Here is an 18,599-nt window from a genome sequence, read left to right as displayed (position 1 = left end):
TGCGGGTTACAGGGCTTTGCCGGGGTTGAACAGCCCGGCGGGATCGAGCGCGGTCTTGATCGCGAGCTGGGCCTCGCGCACCCGGGCGGCGAGCTCCTCGGCGGCGAGCGCGCGCTTGACGGTGCCGATGCCGTGCTCGCCGCTGACGGTGCCGCCGACGGCGAGGGCGGCGCGCACCAGCGCATCGGCGGCGTCGTGCACCGACGCGGGGACGACGGCGGGGTCGGCGTCCACCGGGATGGGCAGGGTGATGACCGGGTGCAGGTTGCCGTCGCCGGCGTGGGCGACGGCGCTCACGGCCACGCCGTAGCGGGCCTGGATCGCGGGGAAGCCGGCGAACACCTCGGCGATGCGCGACTTGGGCACGGCGACGTCGCCCCCGGCGAACCAGGACCGCTCGTCGAATCGGCGTCCCGAGCGTCGCAGTTCCCAAAGGATCTCGGCATCCGTGTCGCTCTCGACCCGCACGCGGGCACCGGCGGCCTCGAGCGCGGTGGTCAGTTCGGCGGTCTGCTCGTCGATGCCGAAGCCGTCGAGCTCGATGAGCAGCAGTGCTGCGCCGCGGGCACGGAGCCCGGAATCCCGGGCCGCGTCGATGCCCTCGAGGGTGGGCTCGTCGAGGAACTCGATCACGCTGGGACGCACGCGCGAGGCCGTGATGGCTCCGATGGCCGCCGCTCCCGCGCTCGTCGAGTCGAAGAACGCCGTCACCGTGCGACGCGCGACGGGGAGGGGGCGGATGCGCACGGTGGCACCCACGACGATGCCGAGCACGCCCTCCGACCCGACGAACAGCGACACCAGATCGAGGCCGGTGACGCCCTTGATCGAGCGGTGGCCCACCGAGACGAGGCTGCCGTCGGCGAGCACGACGTCGAGGGCCAGCACCGATTCGCGGGTCACGCCGTACTTGGCGCAGCGCAGGCCCCCGGCGTTGGTGGCGATGTTGCCGCCGATGGTCGAGATGCGCCAGCTCGCGGGGTCGGGGGCGTAGAACAGGCCGAGGGGGGCGAGGCGTTCGTTCAGGGCGGCGTTGAGCACGCCGGGCTCGACGACGGCGACCTCGTCGGCGGGCGAGACCTCGACGATCCGCGTCAGGCGGTCGGTCGAGACGACGAGCTGATCGGCGTGGGCCGTCGCGCCGCCCGAGAGACCGGTGCCCGCCCCTCGCGGCACGACGCTGACGCCGTGACGTGCGGCAAGGCGTACCAGCAGCTGTACCTCGGCGACCGTCGCGGGAAACGCCACCGCCGGCCCGTCGGGCGCCAGGGCGTCGCGGCGGGGCGCCGTGCCGGCGTCGTAGCCGAACTCCGCCGTCTCGGGCGAGGACGCCCGCACCTCGATGTCGGGTGCCTCCCCGCGCAGGTCGTCGAGCAGAGCGGACAGAGCCGTGGTCGGGGCGATCGCGGTGGGGACACTCATGGGCGGACCTTTCTCGACGGGGACGGTGATCACGCCGAACGTAGGCGGCCTCGGCGACGCGCTCACCTCGAGCGAAACGGTCTGTCGCGATGCGTCACCGGCCGAAACGATGCGTCTCGCAGCGTCACAGTCGTGCACCTCGCGGGTCCGGGCGCTACGTTCGCGCGTCTCTGTCCGTTCGTGACGCTTCGAGGCGTTGTATGACGACACGGATTGAGACCCGGCGCACTCCGGCGAGACAGTGATCAGCACCTCGCCTGACACAAGGAGCTCCCGATGCCGGATCGCATCCATCTCGCCGTCGCCCTGGACGGCGCCGGCTGGCACCCGGCCGCCTGGCGCGAGCCCGCGGCCCGGCCCACCGAGCTGACTTCGCCCGCGTACTGGCGCGACCTCGCCCGCACGGCCGACGGTGCGGGGCTCCTTTTCGCGACGATCGAGGACGCCCTGAGTCTGGGCGGCCGGTCGTTCGAACCGGATGCCGAGACCCGCCGCGATCGTGCCCGCGGGCGCCTCGACGCCGTCCTGCTGGCGTCGTTCCTCGCCCCCGTCACGCGTCGTCTCGGACTCGTCCCCACCGCGACCACCGCGCACCCCGAACCGTTCCACCTCGCGACGGGCCTGCAGACCCTCGACCACGCCAGCCGTGGACGCGGCGGAGTGCGGCTGGTCGCGGGTTCGACGGCGCAGGAGCGGGCCAACTTCGGTCGCCGCGCCGACGGCCCCACCGTCCGCCCCGCCTCCGGACGCATCGAGGACGATCCCCTCATCGTCGCGGCGTTCCGCGAGGCCGGTGAGGTGGCCGACGTGATCCGCCGACTCGCCGACTCGTGGGAGGACGACGCGATCGTGCGCGACCTCGAGACCGGGAAGTTCCTCGACCGCGACCGCGTGCACAACGTGGAGTTCGAGGGCGAGTTCTTCTCGATCACCGGCGCCTCGATCGTGCCCCGTTCTCCACAGGGGCAGCCGCTCATCACCGTGCTCGCGCACCAGACGGTCCCCTACCGTCTGGCAGCCGAACAGGCCGACCTCGTGTACGTCACCCCCTCCGAGGCGGCGGCGGTCGCCGGCATCCTCGGCGAACTGACCGATGCCGCCGATGCAAAGCGCGCGATCGCGGAGCCCCTGCGCGTGTTCGCCGACCTGCTCGTGCTCGTCGAGGAGACTCCGGCGGCGGCCCGTGCCGTCTGGGACCGCCTGCAAGAGCGCGCACCGCTTTCGACCGATGCCCGCGTGGTGGTCGGCACCGCCGACGACGTCGTCGAGGAGATCCGCGCCCTCGCCGCCGCCGGCGTCGACGGCGTGCGCCTGCGCCCCGCCCGGCTTCCGGCCGACCTCGAGGCCATCGCCGACCGGGTCGTGCCGCGCGCGGCCGCCGCCGGCATCCTGCTCACCGACGACGGCTCTCCCACCCTGCGCGAGCGTCTCGGCCTCCCCCGTCTCGCCAGTCGCTACGCCCGTCAGGAGGTCGGCGCATGACCCGCCGTCAGATCCATCTCGCCGCGCACTTCCCGGGCGTGAACAACACCACCGTGTGGACCGACCCCGCGGCCGGCAGCCAGATCGACTTCTCGTCGTTCGAGTACTTCGCCCGCACCGCCGAGCGGGGCTTGTTCGACTACCTCTTCCTGGCCGAGGGCCTGCGGCTGCGTGAGCACCGCGGGCAGCTGCACGACCTCGACGTGGCGGGACGCCCGAACACCCTCGCGATCCTGACCGCCCTGGCCGCGGTGACCGAGCACATCGGCCTCGTCGGCACGCTCAACACGACCTTCAACGAGCCGTACGAGCTCGCGCGCCAGCTCGGCACGCTCGACCTGCTGTCGAACGGGCGGGCGGGGTGGAACGCCGTGACGAGCTCCGACGCGTTCCACGGGGCGAACTTCCGTCGCGGCGGCTACCTCGACCACGCCGACCGGTACGTGCGAGCCTCGGAGTTCGCGGCGCTGTCGAAGGCGCTGTGGGCATCGTGGCGCGACGACGCCATCGTGGCGGATGCCGAGACGGGTCGGTTCCTGCGCGACGACGCCATCGCTCGGGTACGGCACGAGAGCCGCCTGTTCGACGTCGACGCCGTGTTCGACGTGCCGCGCTCCCCGCAGGGGCGGCCCGTGATCGTGCAGGCCGGGGACTCCCCCGACGGCCGCGACTTCGCCACCGCCCACGCCGACGTCATCTTCTCGCTGCACACCGCCTTCGACGACGCGCAGCAGTTCTACCGCGACGTGAAGGGGCGTCTGGCGGCGAACGGCCGCGACGAGGACTCGCTGAAGATCCTGCCCGCGGCGACCTTCGTGCTCGGCGACACCGCCGACGAGGCCCGCGAGCGCTCGCGCGAGATCGCCCTCGCCCAGGTGCGCCCGCAGACCGCGATCACCTACCTCGAGCAGATCTGGAACCGCGACCTCAGCGGGTACGACGCCGACGGGCCGCTGCCCGACCTCGAGCCCGACACGGGGGTCGAGACGGCGCAGGGCTTCGCCGGGCGGCACGCCGCGATCCGCGCCCGGGTCGGTCAGCTGCGCGAGCAGGCGAGGGCCGAGAACCTCACTATCCGCGAGCTCGTCATCCGCCTGACCGCGAAGCACACCTTCGTCGGCACGCCGGAGCACGTGGCATCCGAGATCGACCGCTACGTGCAGGAGCGCGCGACCGACGGGTTCACCGTGGTCGGACATGTCACCCCGCACGGCCTCGACGAGTTCGTCGACAAGGTGGTGCCCCTGCTGCAGGAGCGCGGGTCGTACCGCCGCTCGTACGACGAGGGGGCGACGCTGCACGACCTGCTGGGTCTCCCGCCGGTCCACGCGGGCGTCGGGGCGCGATGACCGACCTCGTGATCGTCGGGGCGGGGCCTCGAGCGGTCATGCTCGTCGAGCGGCTGCTCGCCCGACGCTCCCCGGTGCCGCTGCGCATCACCCTCGTCGACCCCTACCCGCCGGGGGCCGGCCGCATCTGGCGACGCGAGCAGTCGCCCCTGCTCAAGCTCAACTCGATGGCACGCGACGTGACCGTCTTCACCGACGAGTCCTGCACGATCTCGGGACCGATCCGCTCGGGCCCCTCGCTCATCGAGTGGGCCGAGCGGGTACGCGCGGGAACGCTCCCCGACGTGACGATCGACGATCCCGAGTTGCGTTTCGAGCTGCAGGGCCTGCGCCCGGACTCCTTTCCCACGCGGCGTCTACAGAGCGCCTACCTCGACTGGTTCTGGCGTCGCACGGTCGCCATCGCCCCGCCCGGGGTCGAGGTGCGGTGGCACGAGGGCGTCGTGCAATGGGTCGACGACACCGCCGACGGGTACGAGGTCGCCCTCGCCGACGGCATCCGTCTGTCCGCCGACGTGCTCGTCTACGCGATGGGGCACAACGCGCGCGAGCCCGAGGGCGAGGCGGTGTCGTTGGGCGAAGCCGCTGCGAGCGCCGGTCTGACCTACCTCCCTCCGGCGTTCACCGCCGACGCCGACCTCAGCGTGTTCGCCCCCGGCGACGACGTGATCGTCCGGGGGATGGGCCTGGCCGCGGTCGACGCCGTGGTGCTGCTGACCGCGGGTCGGGGCGGACGCTTCGTCACCGATACGACCGGCAACCTGCGCTACGAGCCGTCGGGCCTCGAGCCGCGCCTGCACCTCGGCTCCCGCCGGGGAGTGCCCTACCGCTCGAAGGTGTCGTCGCGGTTGCAGGGCGAGGCACCCGTGCGCGAGATCCTGACCCCGGCCGCGGTCGCCGAGCTGCTCGCGCGACCGGGCACCGTCGACTTCCTCGACGACGTCTGGCCCCTCATCGCGCGCGAGCTCGTGTGGGGGCACTACCGCGAGCTCTTCACGGGCCACCCCGAACGCGTGACGACGACGTGGGAGGTGTTCCGAGAGACCCTTCGGGAGGTGGATGCCGACACCTCGGCGCTCCGGCTGGCCGCCGCCGAGGTGGTCCCCGACCCCCTCGACCGCTTCGACCTGCGCACGCTCGACGTGCCGTTGGGCGATGAGACGTTCAGCGGCGCCCTCGACGTGCACGAGCGGGTGCGCCGGCACATCGTCGACGATCTGCAGCTGCGCACGAGCCAGGACCGCAGCGCCGCTCAGGCGCTGTTCCTGACGATCCTGTCGTCGTTCCTCGGGCTCGCCGACATCCCGACCGAGCGGTGGAGCGCCCGCTCGCGCGCTGTCGATCTGCCCGTGACCTGGCACGCGTTCTTCAGCTACGTCGCCTCGGGGCCGCCGGCGCACCGGCTGGAGGAGTTCCTCGCCCTGGCTGAGGCCGGGATCGTGCGCTTTCTCGGTCCCGACATCTCGGTGCGCGTCGAGGCCGAACAAGGCTTCATGGCGTCGTCGCCGCGGACCGCGGGCGAGGTGAGCGCTCGCGCGCTCCTCGACGCGTGGCTCCCCGCCGCGACCGCGTCGGCGAGCGAGAACCCGGTGCTGCGCGAGCTCGCGAGTCGCCACGGACGCGAAGTGCACGTCTCGGACGAGTCGTTCACCGGCTCGCTCGGGCGCATCGACGTCGACGCCGACGGTCGCGTGATCGGTCGCGACGGGCAGCCCCGTGCGGCGATGTTCGCGATCGGTCCCTTCACCTCGTCGATGGAAGCCGGGGCCTTCACCCGCCCCCGCTCCGATGCCCTGTCGCTGCGACAGACCGATCGGATCGCCGGTGCCGTCTCCGTCGCCCTCGCGGCGCGGGCCCGAGCCGGCGTGCGCTGACGCGCCGCGGAATGCGAAGCGGTCGACGCTGTTGTCTTACGTGCACCCCGTCGCACCTCCCCCAGAACGGATGCCCATGACCACCACCTCCGCCCTTCCGCTCCCCGTCCCGCACGCCGACGCCACGGTGCTCGACAACGCGGCGTGGCATTCGCTCGCGGGACCGCACGCGCATTTCGCGGTCGGCGGCGATCTGGTCAAGCGCTACCCCGAAGACGTCGCCCCCTTCGTGGCCGTGCGCACGTGGGACGACCCGGACGTGTGGGACGCCCTCCGCGAGCTCGTCGGACCCGGCGCCGACGTGGGGCTCTCCGGCTTCGAGGGCGAGATCCCCGCGGACTGGCAATGGGTCGGCGGCGGCGAGGGAGTCCAGCTCGTCGAGACCGACGCCCTGCGCACCCGGCCCGACGACGAGGCCGTCGAGCTGAGTGCGGCTGATGCGGCCGAGATGATCGACATCGTCGCGCGCAATCAGCCCGGCCCGTTCCGGCCCCGCACCTACGAGCTCGGTCGGTACATCGGCATCCGTCGCGACGGACGTCTCGTGGCGATGGCCGGCGAACGCCTGCACCCCACGGGCTGGACCGAGATCAGCGCCGTGGCCGTCGACGCCGACCACCGCCGCCAGGGCCTCGCCTCGCGGCTGGTGCTCGACGTCGCCTTCCACATCCAGCAGCGCGGGGATCGCGCGATGATGCACGCCGCCGCCGCCAACGTCGGCGCGATCGCCGCCTACGAGCGCCTGGGCTTCGCGTTGCGACGCCGCAACAGGTTCGCGGCGGTGCGCACGCCCGCGTGAGCCGGGATCGGCCCTCCGGGGCCGTCGTGGTTCACCGACGTGCACCCCGCCGCTGGCCGAGACGTCGACGTTCAGTTCGCTCGGGCGACCCGTCGCTCAGCGCGCGAAGCGCCGCGTCAGACGTGGAAGACCGAGTGCAGGTCGCCGCCGAGCGCCTCGCGGCCGCCCAGGCCGTCGATCTCGAGCAGCGTCGCGATACCGACGACCTCGCTGCCCACGGCCTCGAGCAGCTCGCGGCCCGCACCGAGGGTTCCGCCGGTGGCGAGAACGTCGTCGAGCAGAAGCACGCGAGCACCGGCTGCGGCGTCGTCGTGCATCTCGATCCGCGCCGAGCCGTACTCGAGGTCGTACGAGACACTCGCCGCGGGGCGGGGCAGCTTGCCGGCCTTGCGGATGGGCATGAGGCCCACGTTCGCGACGATGGCGGCGGCCCCGGCGAGCAGAAACCCGCGAGCCTCGACTCCCGCGACGGCGTCGAAGCGTCCGGCGAAGGGCTCGATCAGGGCCTCGACGACGACGCGCAAGGCCGCGGCGTCGGCGAGCAGCGGCGTGATGTCGCGGAACACGATCCCGGGCTTCGGATAGTCGGGGATGCTGGTGATGAGCGATTCAGCGCGGGCAAGGGCGGAGGCGTCGGGCACCGCCCCACTCTAATCGCGGCGCCCGCGAGGCGGGGCTCGCCGGGGCGGGCTCTCGCCCGATGCATCGAGTGTCCAAGACACCCGGACATTTCGAGATTTCGTCCGGGTGTTCTGGACACTCGAACAGTTTTGACGCCCCCAGGTGCGGGCCGCCCGGGCCTCGACCAGAACCATCCTCACCCCCCCCGGCTACGCCCGCCGGGATTTACCCGCCGCCCATTTGACCACGATGCAAGCGCTTGCACTAACGTTGTCGCATGACCTTCACGCAGGAAGACGCGCGCGCCGATCTCGTCGCCGCACCCGGCTCCGAGTGGTGGCGCACCGCCGTCATCTACCAGATCTACCCCCGCTCGTTCGCCGACGCGTCGGGTGACGGCCTCGGCGATCTGCCCGGCGTCACGGCGCACCTCGACGACTTGAAAGACCTGGGGGTGGATGCCATCTGGCTCAGCCCCTTCCAGACCTCGCCGCAGAAGGACGCGGGGTACGACGTCGCCGACTACCGCGACGTCGACCCGATCTTCGGCACCCTGGCCGACTTCGACGCGATGCTCGCGGGTGCGCACGAGCGCGGCATCCGGGTCATCGTCGACCTCGTGCCGAACCACTCCAGCGATCAGCACGTGTGGTTCCAAGAGGCCCTGAAGGCCGCCCCCGGGAGCCCCGAGCGGGCGCGGTACATCTTCCGCGACGGCAAGGGCGAGAACGGCGAACTGCCCCCGAACAACTGGGAGAGCGTCTTCGGCGGCGGCATGTGGAAGCGCATCACCGAGGCAGACGGCACCCCCGGCCAGTGGTACCTGCACATCTTCGACGAGAGCCAGCCCGACTTCGACTGGACCAATGAAGAGGTGCGTGCGGAGTTCCGCGACATCCTGCGCTTCTGGCTCGATCGCGGAGTCGACGGCTTCCGCGTCGACGTCGCGCACGGCCTCATCAAGGCCGAGGGCCTGCCCGACTTCACGCCCGACCCCGAGGGCGGCTCGATGGGCGGCGACGCCGAAGAAGTGCCCTACTGGGGTCAGCCCGGCGTGCACGATGTGTGGCGCGAATGGCACGAGGTGCTCGCCGCGTACGACGGCGACCGCGCCCTGTGCGCGGAGGCGTGGCTGCCGACCGTCGAGCAGACCGCCCTGTGGGTGCGTCCCGACGAGATGCACCAGGCGTTCAACTTCCACTACCTCGAGACGAAGTGGGATGCCGCCGCCCTCCGCGACGTAATCGGCGAGTCGCTCGCACAGTACGGCGCGGTCGGCGCCCCGAGCACCTGGGTCCTGTCGAACCACGACGTCGTGCGCCACGCCTCGCGTCTCGCACTGACGGCCGAGAACCCGCAGGGTGCCGGCATCGGCCCGAAGTCCCCCGGCCAGCCCGACCCCGTGAAGGGGCTGCGCCGTGCGCGCGCGGCGACGTCGATGATGCTCGCACTCCCCGGTTCGTCGTACCTGTACCAGGGCGAGGAGCTCGGCCTTCCCGAGGTCATCGATCTGCCCGACGACGCGCGCCAGGACCCCACGTGGTTCCGCACGAACGGCGAGCGGTACGGTCGCGACGGCTGCCGCGTGCCGATTCCGTGGAGCGCCGACGCCCCCGCCTACGGCTTCAACACCACGGGCGAGTCGTGGCTGCCCCAGCCGGCCGAGTGGGCCGAGCTCGCGCGCGACGCGCAGGTCGACGACCCGGCCTCGACGCTGACGCTGTACCGGTCGCTCCTCGCCGAACGTCGTGACCGCAATCTCGGCGCGGGCCACCTGGAGTGGCTCGACGAGTACGGCGACGACGTCGTGGCGTTCCGCAACGGTTCGCTGCTCGTGGTCGCGAACCTCGGCGACGAGACGGCGGAGCTTCCCGCGGGCGAGGTGCTCATCGCGAGCGGCCCCCTCGACGGCGAGCGCCTGCCGACCGACACGACCGTCTGGATCGCGGCGGCGTAGGCCGCGGCATCCATCGATCGATCGCGAGACCGTGGCCGGTATCGACGAGGTCGCCCGCGCGGCGGGGGTGTCGACGGCCACGGTCTCGCGTGCGTTGAGCGGGCGCGGGCCCGTCTCGAGCGCGACGCGCGACCGCGTCATCGCTGCGGCCGACCGGCTCGGCTACGTCGTGTCGGCGGCCGCGTCGAGCCTGGCGACCGGGCGGGCGCGGGCGGTGGGGGTGGTCGTGCCGTTCCTCGACCGCTGGTTCTTCAGCACGGTGCTCGCGGGCATCTCCGACGCCCTCGTCCGCGAGGGCTACGACATCACCCTCTACAGCGTGAGCGCCGACCCGGTCGAGCGTCGCCGCGTGTTCGACGACCACCTGCGTCGCCGCCGCATCGACGCGGTCATCACCATCGCCCTCGAACTGGATGCCGAGGAGTCGGCGTCACTGCGCGGACTCGGCGTGCCCATCGTCGCGATCGCGGGCCCGAACCCGCTGCTCACCACCCTGACGGTCGACGACCTCGCCGTGGGACGCCTGGCGACGGATCACCTGCTCGCCCTCGGCCACCGTCGCCTCGCGCACATCGGGGCGGACCCCGCAACCGCCGCGGGCTCGACGGTGCCGGGGCTGCGCCGCCGGGGATTCCTCGAGCAGCTGGCAGCAGCGGGCATCGCCCACACAGTGGTCGAGCCCGCCGACTTCACGATCGAGGGCGGCTCCGCCGCGGCAACCCGCGCTCTCACCGCCGAGAACCCGCCGACCGCGCTGTTCGCCGCGTCGGACGAGATGGCGATCGGGGCGATCCTCGCCGCGCGCGAGCTCGGCCTGCGCGTTCCCGAAGACGTGTCGATCGTCGGGGTGGACGGCCACGAACTCGGCCGTTGGTTCTCGCTGACCACCGTGGATCAATTCGCTCGGGGTCAGGGCGAGCGCGCGGCCGAGGCCGTGCTGGTGGCGCTCGACGGCGCCGAGCCGGGCCGTGGCCTCGGCACCCTGCCGTTCGAGCTGGTCGACCGCGGGTCGACGGCGGCGCCGAGGCGCTGAGGCGTCGGCCGGGATACGCGAGCGCGACGCTGGAGGTTTCCGAGCTCGAGCGGGACCCGCGGATGCCGCTCACCCCACCGCCGCGGCGCTGATCGACCTCATGCGGGTCGCGGCAGCCGTGGTCGCCGTCGTCGCGCTCGTCCGGGGTGGCCGCGATCGCTCGAGCATGAGCCGCGCCGCCCGCGCTGCGGCCTATGGGTCGGATGGGGTTCCGCTGACCCACCGCACTGACCTAGGGTCGGCTGTGCGGTGCGAGTGGCGCGTACGGTCGGGTTCATTGCCTGCCTCGACTGATGTGCGCCGTAGGCGCTGCAGGGGTGGGGTGTCGAACCGCAAGGGGTCCGGCATCCCGCCGCTCTTGCCCCTGCCGCCCCCGCGACCCTCCGCCCCGCGATGCCCTCGGGGAGTCAGCCGGCGTCGACGGGACTGCCGCCGAGATCATCCCGCGCGTCCGCCGCCGACTCCGCAACGTGCTCGATCGACTTCCGCTGCAGAAACGCGCAGAGATCGGCGGCGTGCAGAAGCTCGCGGCAGAGGTCTTGAACGGACTGCGGCGAGAGTTCTGTGATCTCGGGCTGGGCCTCGAAGGTGACGCGCCAGTCCGGGGCACCTACGGCGATCGGGGCGAGATACACCGATGTCGTCGCGTTCGCGAGGGGAAAGATCACCAGCCCGCTGTCGATGCCGTCGACGGGCTCCTGATCCGCTACGAACGCGATCCCGCCGCCGCCGGCACCGCTTGCGGCGTACTCATCCAGCCACGCCTGCAAGGTGGCTTTCGTACGAAACGGCACCGGCTACCTCTGATTTCTCGACGACCCGGCGTTCCCCTGAACCGGCCGTAGGACATTGTAAACACAGTCCATCAAGTCGCCGTCGTTCCGGCTGAGCGCGACGGGCGAGAGGGAGGAGCGCACCCTTGCATCGCGCGGGCATCCCGCCCCGTCGGAACGAAGGTCGTCTTCTGTGCTCCTTGGAACGTGCGAGCCGCTTCACGCAGTATTGGTCGGCGGCTCGCGGACGCGGGCGTACCGTCGCCGCATGAGGACCTACAAAGTACCGGGGGTGGGAAGGGTGTCGGTGACACTGCACGTCCACCAATTCGGTCTCACATCGTCCTCTGTGACGACGCTGGAGTCGGTCCGCTTCGTCGACGGGGGGCAGGTCCCGTGCCATGCGCACGAGCGTGTGGCGCAGCACCTGGAGACGTTGGGTGTGATCGACGCGAGTTAGCGCCGTGCCGGATGGTGTCGCCTGATCGTGGGCGGACGGCGCACCCGGGTCGTCCGCCGCGCCGCTGACGCGCGGAGAGGGGGCGCGATCGGATCTGGATCGCTTCGCGCACCCCGACGCAAGACCGACCGTGTGCGGGCTCGTCCGGGGGCGGGGGTGTCATACTCGTCGGCATGCGCCGCCTCGAGAACTCACCGCCCCTTCGTTCTCGTGAGCAGCTTGAGACGTGGGTGCAGGAGTTCGAAGATCAGGAGCACTGCATAGCCGGTCGCATCACCGTCGCCCCCCAGGAGGACAGCGGCGATCAAGACACCGGGCTGGTGATCGTCCGGTTGCGCAATGCGACGGCGTCGATCTTCATGGGGGCGCGGGGGTACGACGACCCGATGTGGCAGCTGACGATCACCGAAAGCCCCGAAGAGCTCAAGCTGTCAGCGACCGATCTGACGAGCCTGGCCGCCGAGCTGGTCGTCGCGGGAAACCTGTGCACCTTCCTGCAGTGGAAGTCGCTGGAGTGGGACCGCAAGAGCGGGCAACGCAATGCCGCCGCGCCCTCGTCTGCGGGCGCTTCGTCCCACTGAACCACCCCCTCGCGGACGCGGGGCGTTGCCGCTCCGACGGGGTGAGCGGCGACCGGATCCGCCGCGCTCCCGGGCGGGTTCAGATGGTGTCGAAAGGTGTGTCGGCGTCGTAGTCGACGGACACCCTCGGGCGCTCGTCCCCGCTGAACTCACCGTCGGCCGTGCCGGAGTCCAGTCGGAGGGTGTCGACGGTGATGGCGATGTGGGAGGACTCTGTCACGAGAAGGCTGAGGAGCCGGCCGTTGTCGAGGATCAGGTCGACGAATCCACCACCGGCGTGCACTCCCGCCAGAATGGCCGCCTTGACGGCATCGATGTGTTCGACGGGGCCCAATGCGTAGGTCACGTCGGCGACGGTGATGCGTAATCGCTCGATCGTGTGGGACATAAGGGCGACGCTATGCGCCACGGGGGCGTCCGGGGGCCCGGGTTGCACTTCGTTCCCTCTCGTGCCTGGAACGCTTCGCCGAGAAGATGCGTGACGAGCCTCGACGTGGTGCGACAGAGCTTTCCGGGGTCACGGGCGCGGGGTGTCGCGTGGCGCGACGCTAGCGCCAGTCCTCCATGCGCGTCTTGATGCTGAGCCGGGCGCGGGCGATGTTCCCCCGCACCTGACCGGTGGTGAGTCCGATCCTGTCGGCGATGTCCACGTAGCGCATCTCTTCGACTTCGCGCAGGATCCAGCAGTCCCGTTGCGTTTTCGTGAGAGCGTGCACCGCCCGGGACAGGTCGACGAGCTGAGCCCTTCTCATCGCAGACACCTCTGGTCCCTCGCCGGGGCTCTCGAGGGAGCGGGGAAAGGGGACCTCGCGCCGTCGTTCGCGGAGGTGGTCGAGCGCCTGGTGCGTGGCGATGCGGATGAGCCATCCCCTCACGTGTTCACGCTCGCGCAGTTGTGCCAGACGTTTCCACGCGATGACGAGGGTCTCCTGGACGGCGTCGTCGGCCGCGATGGGGCTTCCAGCGATCCGGGCGGCCGCGGTGAGCATGGCCGAACCATGCCGAGAGACCAGCATCCGAAACGCAGAAGGGTCTCCCTTGACGGCGAGGCCGACGAGAAACTCATCGGTGGCGGGGAGCAGCGCTGTCGGCGGGGGAGCGGCGCGGGTGGGAAACGGTGCCATGAGATTGCTCGGATCAATTTGTGACAGAACCATCAAGACGACGGTCTTACGTATGAGCGACCATCTCGCTCCCGTGTCGCCCTTGTCAGTGCGGTTGCGGTCTGCACGATCACGAGATACAGGACACGCACATGCCGCCGATCACCAGTTCCGCTCCGCTCGGTCTCACCTCCGTACTCGTGGGGTCGTTGCCGACGGCCCTCCTCACCGATCTGGCGCCCGGTCGCTACACGGTGGAGGCCGTTTTCACTCGCCGTCCCCTCGCGGACGAGATCACGCGCATTCTCGATGCGGACACGGCCAAGTACCTGTCCGACGCGGGCTACCCCTCGGTCGTCCTGACCGTCTCGGATCGGCGCCTCGAGATCGCTCAGACCAATCTGGAAGAGCTCCGAGACGGTCTCGCCACGACCCTGGCTACCCGACTGGCGGACATCAGCTCGGCCGTCAAAGCGCAGGATGACGCTGACGCCGCTCGATCCGCGGACATCGCGGGTCATGAGCTGATGCGGGCGACGGCCATCGCCCGGCTCGCCGGCACGGTGACGTTCACCCCGGCGGATGCATTCCCGCGCGATCACGGCGACGACCCGAAGCCCGAGGATGCGCACTCCGGCGATGCGGCCGAGGCGACCCGCTGACCGCCGCGGCCCGTTCGCACGCCCCTCGTGACCCACCTCGTGTCCACCGCAGCGGGATCATCCGCCGCAGCCCCCGCAGGAGGACACCGCGCAGATGCTCTCCCAGCGCGCGCGAACCCGCCCGCGCTTCCCCTCACCTGGCCCGTCACACGGCGTCGGCTGCATCTGCGAGCCCCCGGGTGTCAAGGCCCGTCGCGGGCTGACGAAGACGGTGGGACGGTGCCGTCATGCACTGGATCGCGACGCTGGGTTCGACCAGCGAAGAACTCGGCGGGTTCGATCATGGAATCGAGATCGAGGCGCCGGACTGTTTCGACGCGCTCTCGACGGCGATGCTGATCGCCGGTCCCGCGTGGACCGTCCTCAGCGTGCACCGGATCATGTCCGCCGCCGAGCAAAGAGGCCACTGATCGCGACCGCACGGGTGCGTCCGAGCGCGGCCTCGCCAGCGGCAGCAGTGCTGTCGCCGTCGAGGCGGCATCACCGCGAAAGAACGGTGACGGCGACGAACACGATCCCGAGCAGAGATGCCGCGGCCGCGAGCGCGAAGGCTCCGGCGGGCAGACGGCGCGTGTCATCGCCGTCCCATCCCGCAGCGTGAGAAGCGCGAGTCCGCGCCTGTGAGAGGGTGTCGTGTCGCGCGATCGGTTTCGCCGTGGCATCGAAGGAGACGAAGGTTCCGTGGGGGGCCTCGACGACGTGACCGATGACATGCACGCCGTCGGTGAGGACGTGGTGGCCCGGCCCTTTGACACGCCAGGCGGGTGCCGGGGTCACCTCGGGGCGAGGGGACAAGCGGGCGGACTTCATGATCCCGGCGACACCGGGGAGAAGCCGACGGAAGCGTGCGCGGTCTGCGTGACGACGTCGAGATCGACCCCCATCATCGAGGTGGCGGCCGTGCGCATCAGTTGATCCACGATGGCCGGTCGCAAAGCGATGCCATCTTGAGCATCGATGACGAATCGCAAAGCGATCGCGGGATGAAGCCAGACGTGAAGACGTGCGCCGTTCACCTCTCGCGGTATTCGCCATGATGCGAAGAACGCTTCGTTCCGCTTTAATTTCGCGACCGCGATGGCCTGCAGGTAGGCGAGGGAAACATCGGGAAGCGGCAGCGGTTCACGGATCGAACCGTAATAGAGGAGTCCCACAGCGTGCCCCGATCTTCACTAGCGAGTGAGCCTGCCGGGGTCTGGGGCAACGTGCGTTCAGAGTATTGTCATGCCCGCGCGAGATCAAGAGCGGATTCTCCTGCATTGCAACGCGACCCGGTGACGAACGTCGCAGCAGAAGGGCCCTACAGTGGACAGTGGCGTCCCCTAGACCTAGGCCGCTGGGTTGTACCTAGGTCAGGAGCATCATGTTGGAATTCCCCGCTTTCACCTCCCTGTGCGACTGGTTCGTATCGAAGTTGCCGATACACCACGCGGCGATCTCCACCCTGGGGGACCCGTTCGAGCTGACCACCGTGGGTGCGAGCGACGCGATCGCTGCCGAGCTCGAGGGGATGCAGCTCGATCTCGGGGTGGGCCCCTGCTGGGAAGCGAAAGCGGCGGGGACACCGGTCTTGGTGCCCACCTGAGGCAGGCGTCGACGCTGTCCTGGCCGGAGCTGCTGACGGCGGCCGAGTCCCGAGGGATTCGGGCCGCCTACGCGTTCCCGATGGCGTTGGGCGCGATCGACGTGGGCGTCGTGGACCTGTACGCAACGACCGCGCATGCCTTGAGCCCGCACGACGTGGAGGAAGCGTGGGCGATGGCCGATGTCGCCGCGGTTCGCGTGGTGGACCAGGTTCTCAGCGAGTTGACGTCTCCTGCGGCCGAGGCCTCGCCGAGGAGATTCCTCCACCAGGCAACGGGGATGGTGATGGCGCAGCTCGGAGTACCGTCTGACGATGCGATGGTCGTTATTCGCGCTCACGCTTTCGCAGCGGGTATGTCCGTCCCCGACGTCGCGCAGGCCATCATCCGACGCGATATCGATTTTTCGGCGTAGTCCGAGGTGAAGGAAAGTACATTGCCCCTATGACGGATGTATCGCGAGAGAAAGAGCTGGTCGAGACGTTCGTCGAACTCGCTGACACGATGGTCACCGGCTATGACGTCGTGGATCTTCTGCACCGGCTCGTGATCCGGTGCGCTCGCACCCTCGATGTGGCAGGCGTCGGCATCCTCATCCCGGATGCCGATGGGACCCTCGAAGTGGTCGCCTCCACCAGCGAACGCAGCCAGCTGATCAGCCTCCTCCAGCTGAGCGAGGATGAAGGGCCCTGTCTGGACGCGTACCGTCTGGGAGAGCCCGTCACCGTCAGCGATATCGCCGGGATACGTGAACGCTGGCCGAGGTTCGCAGGTGCCGCCGGGGAGCTCGGATACCGGTGGATGCACGCCATCCCCCTGCGCCTGCGTGAGGATGTCATCGGCTCTCTGAATCTCTTCGGCGACCAGCCGGACGCGTTGACGGCCGATGATGCGTTGGCCGCTCGGGGCCTCGCCGATATCGCGACCATCGGAATCCTGCACGAGCGCGCATTCCGGGAGGCGGATCTCGCCCGCCAGCAGTTGCAACATGCCCTCAATAGTCGCGTGGTCATCGAGCAGGCGAAGGGAATTCTGTCCCACGTTCACGGCATCGATATGGATGCCGCATTCTCACTGCTCCGAGAGCGCGCGAGAAACAGTCAGCAGAAGCTCTCCGATGTCGCGCGGCGCGTGGTCGAGGACGCGACCAGGGACCGTCGCGCGGGACGACACGTGAACGAGCAGACTCGCCGCCTCATAGAACAGCAGCAGGCATGGAATGATCAAGCGCTCTCCGAGGCACGCGAGAAGAAGTCGGACGACGCGACCGACAACTGACGGATCGCCTCCGCGTTCACCCGGACGGCCCCGCTCAGCGTGATGCGGAGTCTCGTCCGCGCCGGCGCGTCGCCGACCGTCTCACCCGACGAGCCGGATCGGACGCGCCTCGGTCGGATGATCGTGTTCTCCCGTGTGACCGACTCTGGCCCTGCAGGAGACCGAGCTGTCGCCGTCGACGTCGCACCGCAATGCGTCCACCTGCGCTTCCGCCTCTTGCCATTGCTCGCGCAGGTCGACGGCGCGGGCGGCGGCGTTGCGCAGCTTCAACTCCGCCAGTTCCTGCTCGGCGAGCCGAGCTCGGTCGCGCGCGTCGATGTACAGTGCGAGCGCTTCGGTCGCGCGCTCGCAGGCGGATTCGAACTGCTCTGGGGTGACGGTGGGGTAATCGGCAGTCATCTTTCAACCTCCGGTAGCGGACTCGGACGCTCCCCATCGGTGCGGAGCAGCCTCGGGCTGATCTCCTCTCTGGGATGACGGCGTTGTTCCGAGCTCGACGTCGGCACCGCCTGGGGCGCTAAGCGAACCGCAAACCGACACCGAGCGGAAGGGGGCCGGCCCGATCATGCGTTTCGTGTCGCACGTTCACGACGGGCATCGTCGTAAGCGGCGACGCGCCGACTATCCGCGCAGGTGGGATGCCCCGATCCTCAGGACGTGCTCCGAGCCCCTTGCGCGATGCGTCCTCGGATGAAGAAGACCAGGACCGCGCCGACGATGATCACCGCGAAGTTGCCGGGGTTGGCGACGGCGCCGATGGCGCCGTCGGCGGGGTACTGCGCGTGCATGAAGATGCTCGGATCGGTGCTGGCATGCAGCAGGACCGGGGCGAGAAGCGTGCGCGTGACGCGCATCGCGAGATACATGAGGATGCCGAAGAAGAAGGTGTAGACGAGCTGAATGCCCGTGGCCAACAGGGACTGCCCCCCGAGGAGGTTCCCGGCGTGCAGCAAGGCGAAAGTGCCGGCTGAGACGAGGGCGACAGCGATCTCACGGTGCCCAGCCTCACGCATGATCTTCACGACGTAACCGCGGGTCAGCACCTCTTCCGCGAAGCCGATGAACAATCCGGTGAGCAGCCAGGTGAGGACGTACTCGATACCTGCGGTGCCGTAGTCGATGCTCAGCAGGTGCAGGACGTTGAACAGCAGGACGACGACGATGGCGATCCACATCCACCCGCGGCCGCCGAGCGATTGCCGTGCGAAGAGGCTTCTGAGCCACCCCACGGACGCCCCGAAGGCGACCAGGAGGAGGCCGCCGAGCAGGATCGGGACGGTGAAGAAGATGAGGACGTACGACGCGCTCCCCGGCTCACCCGCGAGCGATACGAATGGCACCATGGCCAGTGACAGGGCCTGGTAGAGCACGAAGTAGACGACGGCGAGGACCACGGCCTTTCACCCGTGCCCGGCGTTCCAGAACCGTGCCCACGCCGACGGGCCTTTCGCAGCATCCATCGCATGCCCCCACGTTCTGCGCGACGGCCCGAATGTATCGCACGTGCGGATTCACGAAGCGTCCGTTGCGTTCTCGGGCCAGCAGCCTCCGCGCCCTCCGGACGACGGCTCGTACGCGCGGAGCGTGCGAGGCGCTGTCAGCCACCGGAGCGGATCGCTCGA

The 18,599-nt window shown here is 70.1% G+C and carries 21 protein-coding genes; 12 read left to right on the top strand and 9 right to left on the bottom strand.

The window, feature by feature from the left end; all coding sequences use genetic code 11:
* Nucleotides 1-6: 6 nt before the first annotated feature.
* Nucleotides 7-1,422 carry an FAD-binding oxidoreductase gene (locus QE416_RS06110; RefSeq protein ID WP_307314406.1) on the bottom strand — a complete coding sequence of 472 codons (1,416 nt, stop codon included), beginning with the start codon at nt 1,420-1,422 and terminating at the stop codon, nt 7-9.
* 276 nt (nt 1,423-1,698) lie between these two features.
* Between QE416_RS06110 and QE416_RS06105 the strand changes: the two genes are divergently transcribed.
* The 4 genes from QE416_RS06105 (at nt 1,699) to QE416_RS06090 (ending at nt 6,926) form a co-directional block, all read left to right on the top strand.
* Nucleotides 1,699-2,904: an LLM class flavin-dependent oxidoreductase gene (locus QE416_RS06105; protein ID WP_307314405.1), complete on the top strand. Its 1,206-nt coding sequence runs from the start codon at nt 1,699-1,701 to the stop codon at nt 2,902-2,904.
* Nucleotides 2,901-4,253 carry an NtaA/DmoA family FMN-dependent monooxygenase gene (locus tag QE416_RS06100; RefSeq protein WP_307314404.1) on the top strand — a complete coding sequence of 451 codons (1,353 nt, stop codon included), beginning with the start codon at nt 2,901-2,903 and terminating at the stop codon, nt 4,251-4,253. Before QE416_RS06105 ends, QE416_RS06100 begins: the two co-directional genes overlap by 4 nt.
* Nucleotides 4,250-6,127 (top strand): FAD/NAD(P)-binding domain-containing protein, encoded by a 1,878-nt coding sequence (locus QE416_RS06095; protein WP_307314402.1) that lies wholly within the window; start codon nt 4,250-4,252, stop codon nt 6,125-6,127. The genes QE416_RS06100 and QE416_RS06095 overlap by 4 nt, the downstream gene beginning before the upstream one ends.
* Before the next feature lie 70 nt (nt 6,128-6,197).
* A complete protein-coding gene (locus QE416_RS06090) occupies nt 6,198-6,926 on the top strand; it encodes a GNAT family N-acetyltransferase (RefSeq protein WP_373458839.1) in 729 nt (242 codons plus the stop codon).
* 116 nt (nt 6,927-7,042) lie between these two features.
* Here the strand turns inward: QE416_RS06090 and QE416_RS06085 are convergent, their stop codons facing one another.
* Entirely contained in the window at nt 7,043-7,567 is a 525-nt protein-coding gene (locus QE416_RS06085; RefSeq protein WP_307314399.1) for an adenine phosphoribosyltransferase, read from the bottom strand.
* A gap of 257 nt (nt 7,568-7,824) precedes the next feature.
* On the opposite strand from QE416_RS06085, the gene QE416_RS06080 reads away from it, so the two are divergent.
* Together QE416_RS06080 and QE416_RS06075 are read left to right on the top strand one after the other, a co-directional pair.
* Nucleotides 7,825-9,504, top strand: coding sequence for a glycoside hydrolase family 13 protein (locus QE416_RS06080; RefSeq protein WP_307314397.1), 1,680 nt, complete (start codon nt 7,825-7,827; stop codon nt 9,502-9,504).
* A gap of 31 nt (nt 9,505-9,535) precedes the next feature.
* On the top strand, nt 9,536-10,537 hold the full coding sequence (locus tag QE416_RS06075) for a LacI family DNA-binding transcriptional regulator (protein ID WP_307314396.1): 1,002 nt from the start codon (nt 9,536-9,538) through the stop codon (nt 10,535-10,537).
* A gap of 407 nt (nt 10,538-10,944) precedes the next feature.
* On the opposite strand, the gene QE416_RS06070 is transcribed toward QE416_RS06075, so the two are convergent.
* A complete protein-coding gene (locus tag QE416_RS06070) occupies nt 10,945-11,307 on the bottom strand; it encodes a hypothetical protein (protein ID WP_307314395.1) in 363 nt (120 codons plus the stop codon).
* Nucleotides 11,308-11,943: 636 nt separating this feature from the next.
* Between QE416_RS06070 and QE416_RS06065 the strand changes: the two genes are divergently transcribed.
* Complete coding sequence (locus QE416_RS06065) at nt 11,944-12,351, top strand: hypothetical protein (protein ID WP_307314394.1); 408 nt, start codon at nt 11,944-11,946, stop codon at nt 12,349-12,351.
* A gap of 79 nt (nt 12,352-12,430) precedes the next feature.
* Here QE416_RS06065 and QE416_RS06060 read toward each other — a convergent pair whose 3' ends face one another.
* Complete coding sequence (locus QE416_RS06060) at nt 12,431-12,739, bottom strand: hypothetical protein (RefSeq protein WP_267789040.1); 309 nt, start codon at nt 12,737-12,739, stop codon at nt 12,431-12,433.
* 160 nt (nt 12,740-12,899) lie between these two features.
* Entirely contained in the window at nt 12,900-13,475 is a 576-nt protein-coding gene (locus QE416_RS06055) for an RNA polymerase sigma factor (RefSeq protein WP_307314392.1), read from the bottom strand.
* 131 nt (nt 13,476-13,606) lie between these two features.
* Between QE416_RS06055 and QE416_RS06050 the strand changes: the two genes are divergently transcribed.
* Nucleotides 13,607-14,116 carry a hypothetical protein gene (locus tag QE416_RS06050; RefSeq protein ID WP_307314391.1) on the top strand — a complete coding sequence of 170 codons (510 nt, stop codon included), beginning with the start codon at nt 13,607-13,609 and terminating at the stop codon, nt 14,114-14,116.
* A gap of 227 nt (nt 14,117-14,343) precedes the next feature.
* On the top strand, nt 14,344-14,526 hold the full coding sequence (locus QE416_RS06045) for a hypothetical protein (RefSeq protein WP_267789037.1): 183 nt from the start codon (nt 14,344-14,346) through the stop codon (nt 14,524-14,526).
* 70 nt (nt 14,527-14,596) lie between these two features.
* Here the strand turns inward: QE416_RS06045 and QE416_RS06040 are convergent, their stop codons facing one another.
* Both QE416_RS06040 and QE416_RS06035 read right to left on the bottom strand, forming a co-directional pair.
* Nucleotides 14,597-14,926 (bottom strand): hypothetical protein, encoded by a 330-nt coding sequence (locus QE416_RS06040; protein ID WP_307314390.1) that lies wholly within the window; start codon nt 14,924-14,926, stop codon nt 14,597-14,599.
* Entirely contained in the window at nt 14,923-15,270 is a 348-nt protein-coding gene (locus QE416_RS06035; protein WP_307314389.1) for a hypothetical protein, read from the bottom strand. Before QE416_RS06035 ends, QE416_RS06040 begins: the two co-directional genes overlap by 4 nt.
* Before the next feature lie 209 nt (nt 15,271-15,479).
* On the opposite strand from QE416_RS06035, the gene QE416_RS06030 reads away from it, so the two are divergent.
* The 3 genes from QE416_RS06030 to QE416_RS06020 all read left to right on the top strand — a co-directional run bounded on the left by QE416_RS06030 (nt 15,480) and on the right by QE416_RS06020 (nt 16,977).
* The gene (locus QE416_RS06030) at nt 15,480-15,701 is read left to right on the top strand and encodes a hypothetical protein (protein WP_307314388.1); all 222 of its coding nucleotides are present in this window, start codon (nt 15,480-15,482) and stop codon (nt 15,699-15,701) included.
* Nucleotides 15,702-15,781: 80 nt separating this feature from the next.
* Nucleotides 15,782-16,114, top strand: a complete 333-nt coding sequence (locus QE416_RS06025; RefSeq protein ID WP_307314386.1) for an ANTAR domain-containing protein — start codon at nt 15,782-15,784, stop codon at nt 16,112-16,114.
* 29 nt (nt 16,115-16,143) lie between these two features.
* Nucleotides 16,144-16,977, top strand: coding sequence for a GAF and ANTAR domain-containing protein (locus QE416_RS06020; protein WP_267789033.1), 834 nt, complete (start codon nt 16,144-16,146; stop codon nt 16,975-16,977).
* 81 nt (nt 16,978-17,058) lie between these two features.
* Here QE416_RS06020 and QE416_RS06015 read toward each other — a convergent pair whose 3' ends face one another.
* Nucleotides 17,059-17,376: a hypothetical protein gene (locus QE416_RS06015; RefSeq protein ID WP_267789032.1), complete on the bottom strand. Its 318-nt coding sequence runs from the start codon at nt 17,374-17,376 to the stop codon at nt 17,059-17,061.
* A gap of 251 nt (nt 17,377-17,627) precedes the next feature.
* Nucleotides 17,628-18,371, bottom strand: a complete 744-nt coding sequence (locus QE416_RS06010) for a CPBP family intramembrane glutamic endopeptidase (RefSeq protein ID WP_307314383.1) — start codon at nt 18,369-18,371, stop codon at nt 17,628-17,630.
* Nucleotides 18,372-18,599: the final 228 nt, after the last annotated feature.

Origin of the sequence: Microbacterium sp. SORGH_AS_0421, assembly GCF_030818635.1 — a bacterium.
Lineage (GTDB): Bacteria > Actinomycetota > Actinomycetes > Actinomycetales > Microbacteriaceae > Microbacterium.
Note: the sequence above shows the minus strand (reverse complement) of the source record. Positions and strands in the feature narration are given on the sequence as shown.

Excerpts from the sequence above, each read along its gene's own strand:
- QE416_RS06080 (WP_307314397.1), top strand. The coding sequence starts at position 7,825 with ATGACCTTCACGCAGGAAGACGCGCGCGCCGATCTCGTCGCCGCACCC.
- QE416_RS06015 (WP_267789032.1), bottom strand. The coding sequence starts at position 17,376 with ATGACTGCCGATTACCCCACCGTCACCCCAGAGCAGTTCGAATCCGCC.
- QE416_RS06045 (WP_267789037.1), top strand. The coding sequence starts at position 14,344 with ATGCACTGGATCGCGACGCTGGGTTCGACCAGCGAAGAACTCGGCGGG.
- QE416_RS06065 (WP_307314394.1), top strand. The coding sequence starts at position 11,944 with ATGCGCCGCCTCGAGAACTCACCGCCCCTTCGTTCTCGTGAGCAGCTT.
- QE416_RS06030 (WP_307314388.1), top strand. The coding sequence starts at position 15,480 with ATGTTGGAATTCCCCGCTTTCACCTCCCTGTGCGACTGGTTCGTATCG.
- QE416_RS06095 (WP_307314402.1), top strand. The coding sequence starts at position 4,250 with ATGACCGACCTCGTGATCGTCGGGGCGGGGCCTCGAGCGGTCATGCTC.
- QE416_RS06110 (WP_307314406.1), bottom strand. The coding sequence starts at position 1,422 with ATGAGTGTCCCCACCGCGATCGCCCCGACCACGGCTCTGTCCGCTCTG.
- QE416_RS06055 (WP_307314392.1), bottom strand. The coding sequence starts at position 13,475 with ATGGCACCGTTTCCCACCCGCGCCGCTCCCCCGCCGACAGCGCTGCTC.
- QE416_RS06020 (WP_267789033.1), top strand. The coding sequence starts at position 16,144 with ATGACGGATGTATCGCGAGAGAAAGAGCTGGTCGAGACGTTCGTCGAA.
- QE416_RS06105 (WP_307314405.1), top strand. The coding sequence starts at position 1,699 with ATGCCGGATCGCATCCATCTCGCCGTCGCCCTGGACGGCGCCGGCTGG.
- QE416_RS06050 (WP_307314391.1), top strand. The coding sequence starts at position 13,607 with ATGCCGCCGATCACCAGTTCCGCTCCGCTCGGTCTCACCTCCGTACTC.
- QE416_RS06090 (WP_373458839.1), top strand. The coding sequence starts at position 6,198 with ATGCCCATGACCACCACCTCCGCCCTTCCGCTCCCCGTCCCGCACGCC.
- QE416_RS06025 (WP_307314386.1), top strand. The coding sequence starts at position 15,782 with ATGGCGTTGGGCGCGATCGACGTGGGCGTCGTGGACCTGTACGCAACG.
- QE416_RS06060 (WP_267789040.1), bottom strand. The coding sequence starts at position 12,739 with ATGTCCCACACGATCGAGCGATTACGCATCACCGTCGCCGACGTGACC.
- QE416_RS06040 (WP_307314390.1), bottom strand. The coding sequence starts at position 14,926 with ATGAAGTCCGCCCGCTTGTCCCCTCGCCCCGAGGTGACCCCGGCACCC.
- QE416_RS06100 (WP_307314404.1), top strand. The coding sequence starts at position 2,901 with ATGACCCGCCGTCAGATCCATCTCGCCGCGCACTTCCCGGGCGTGAAC.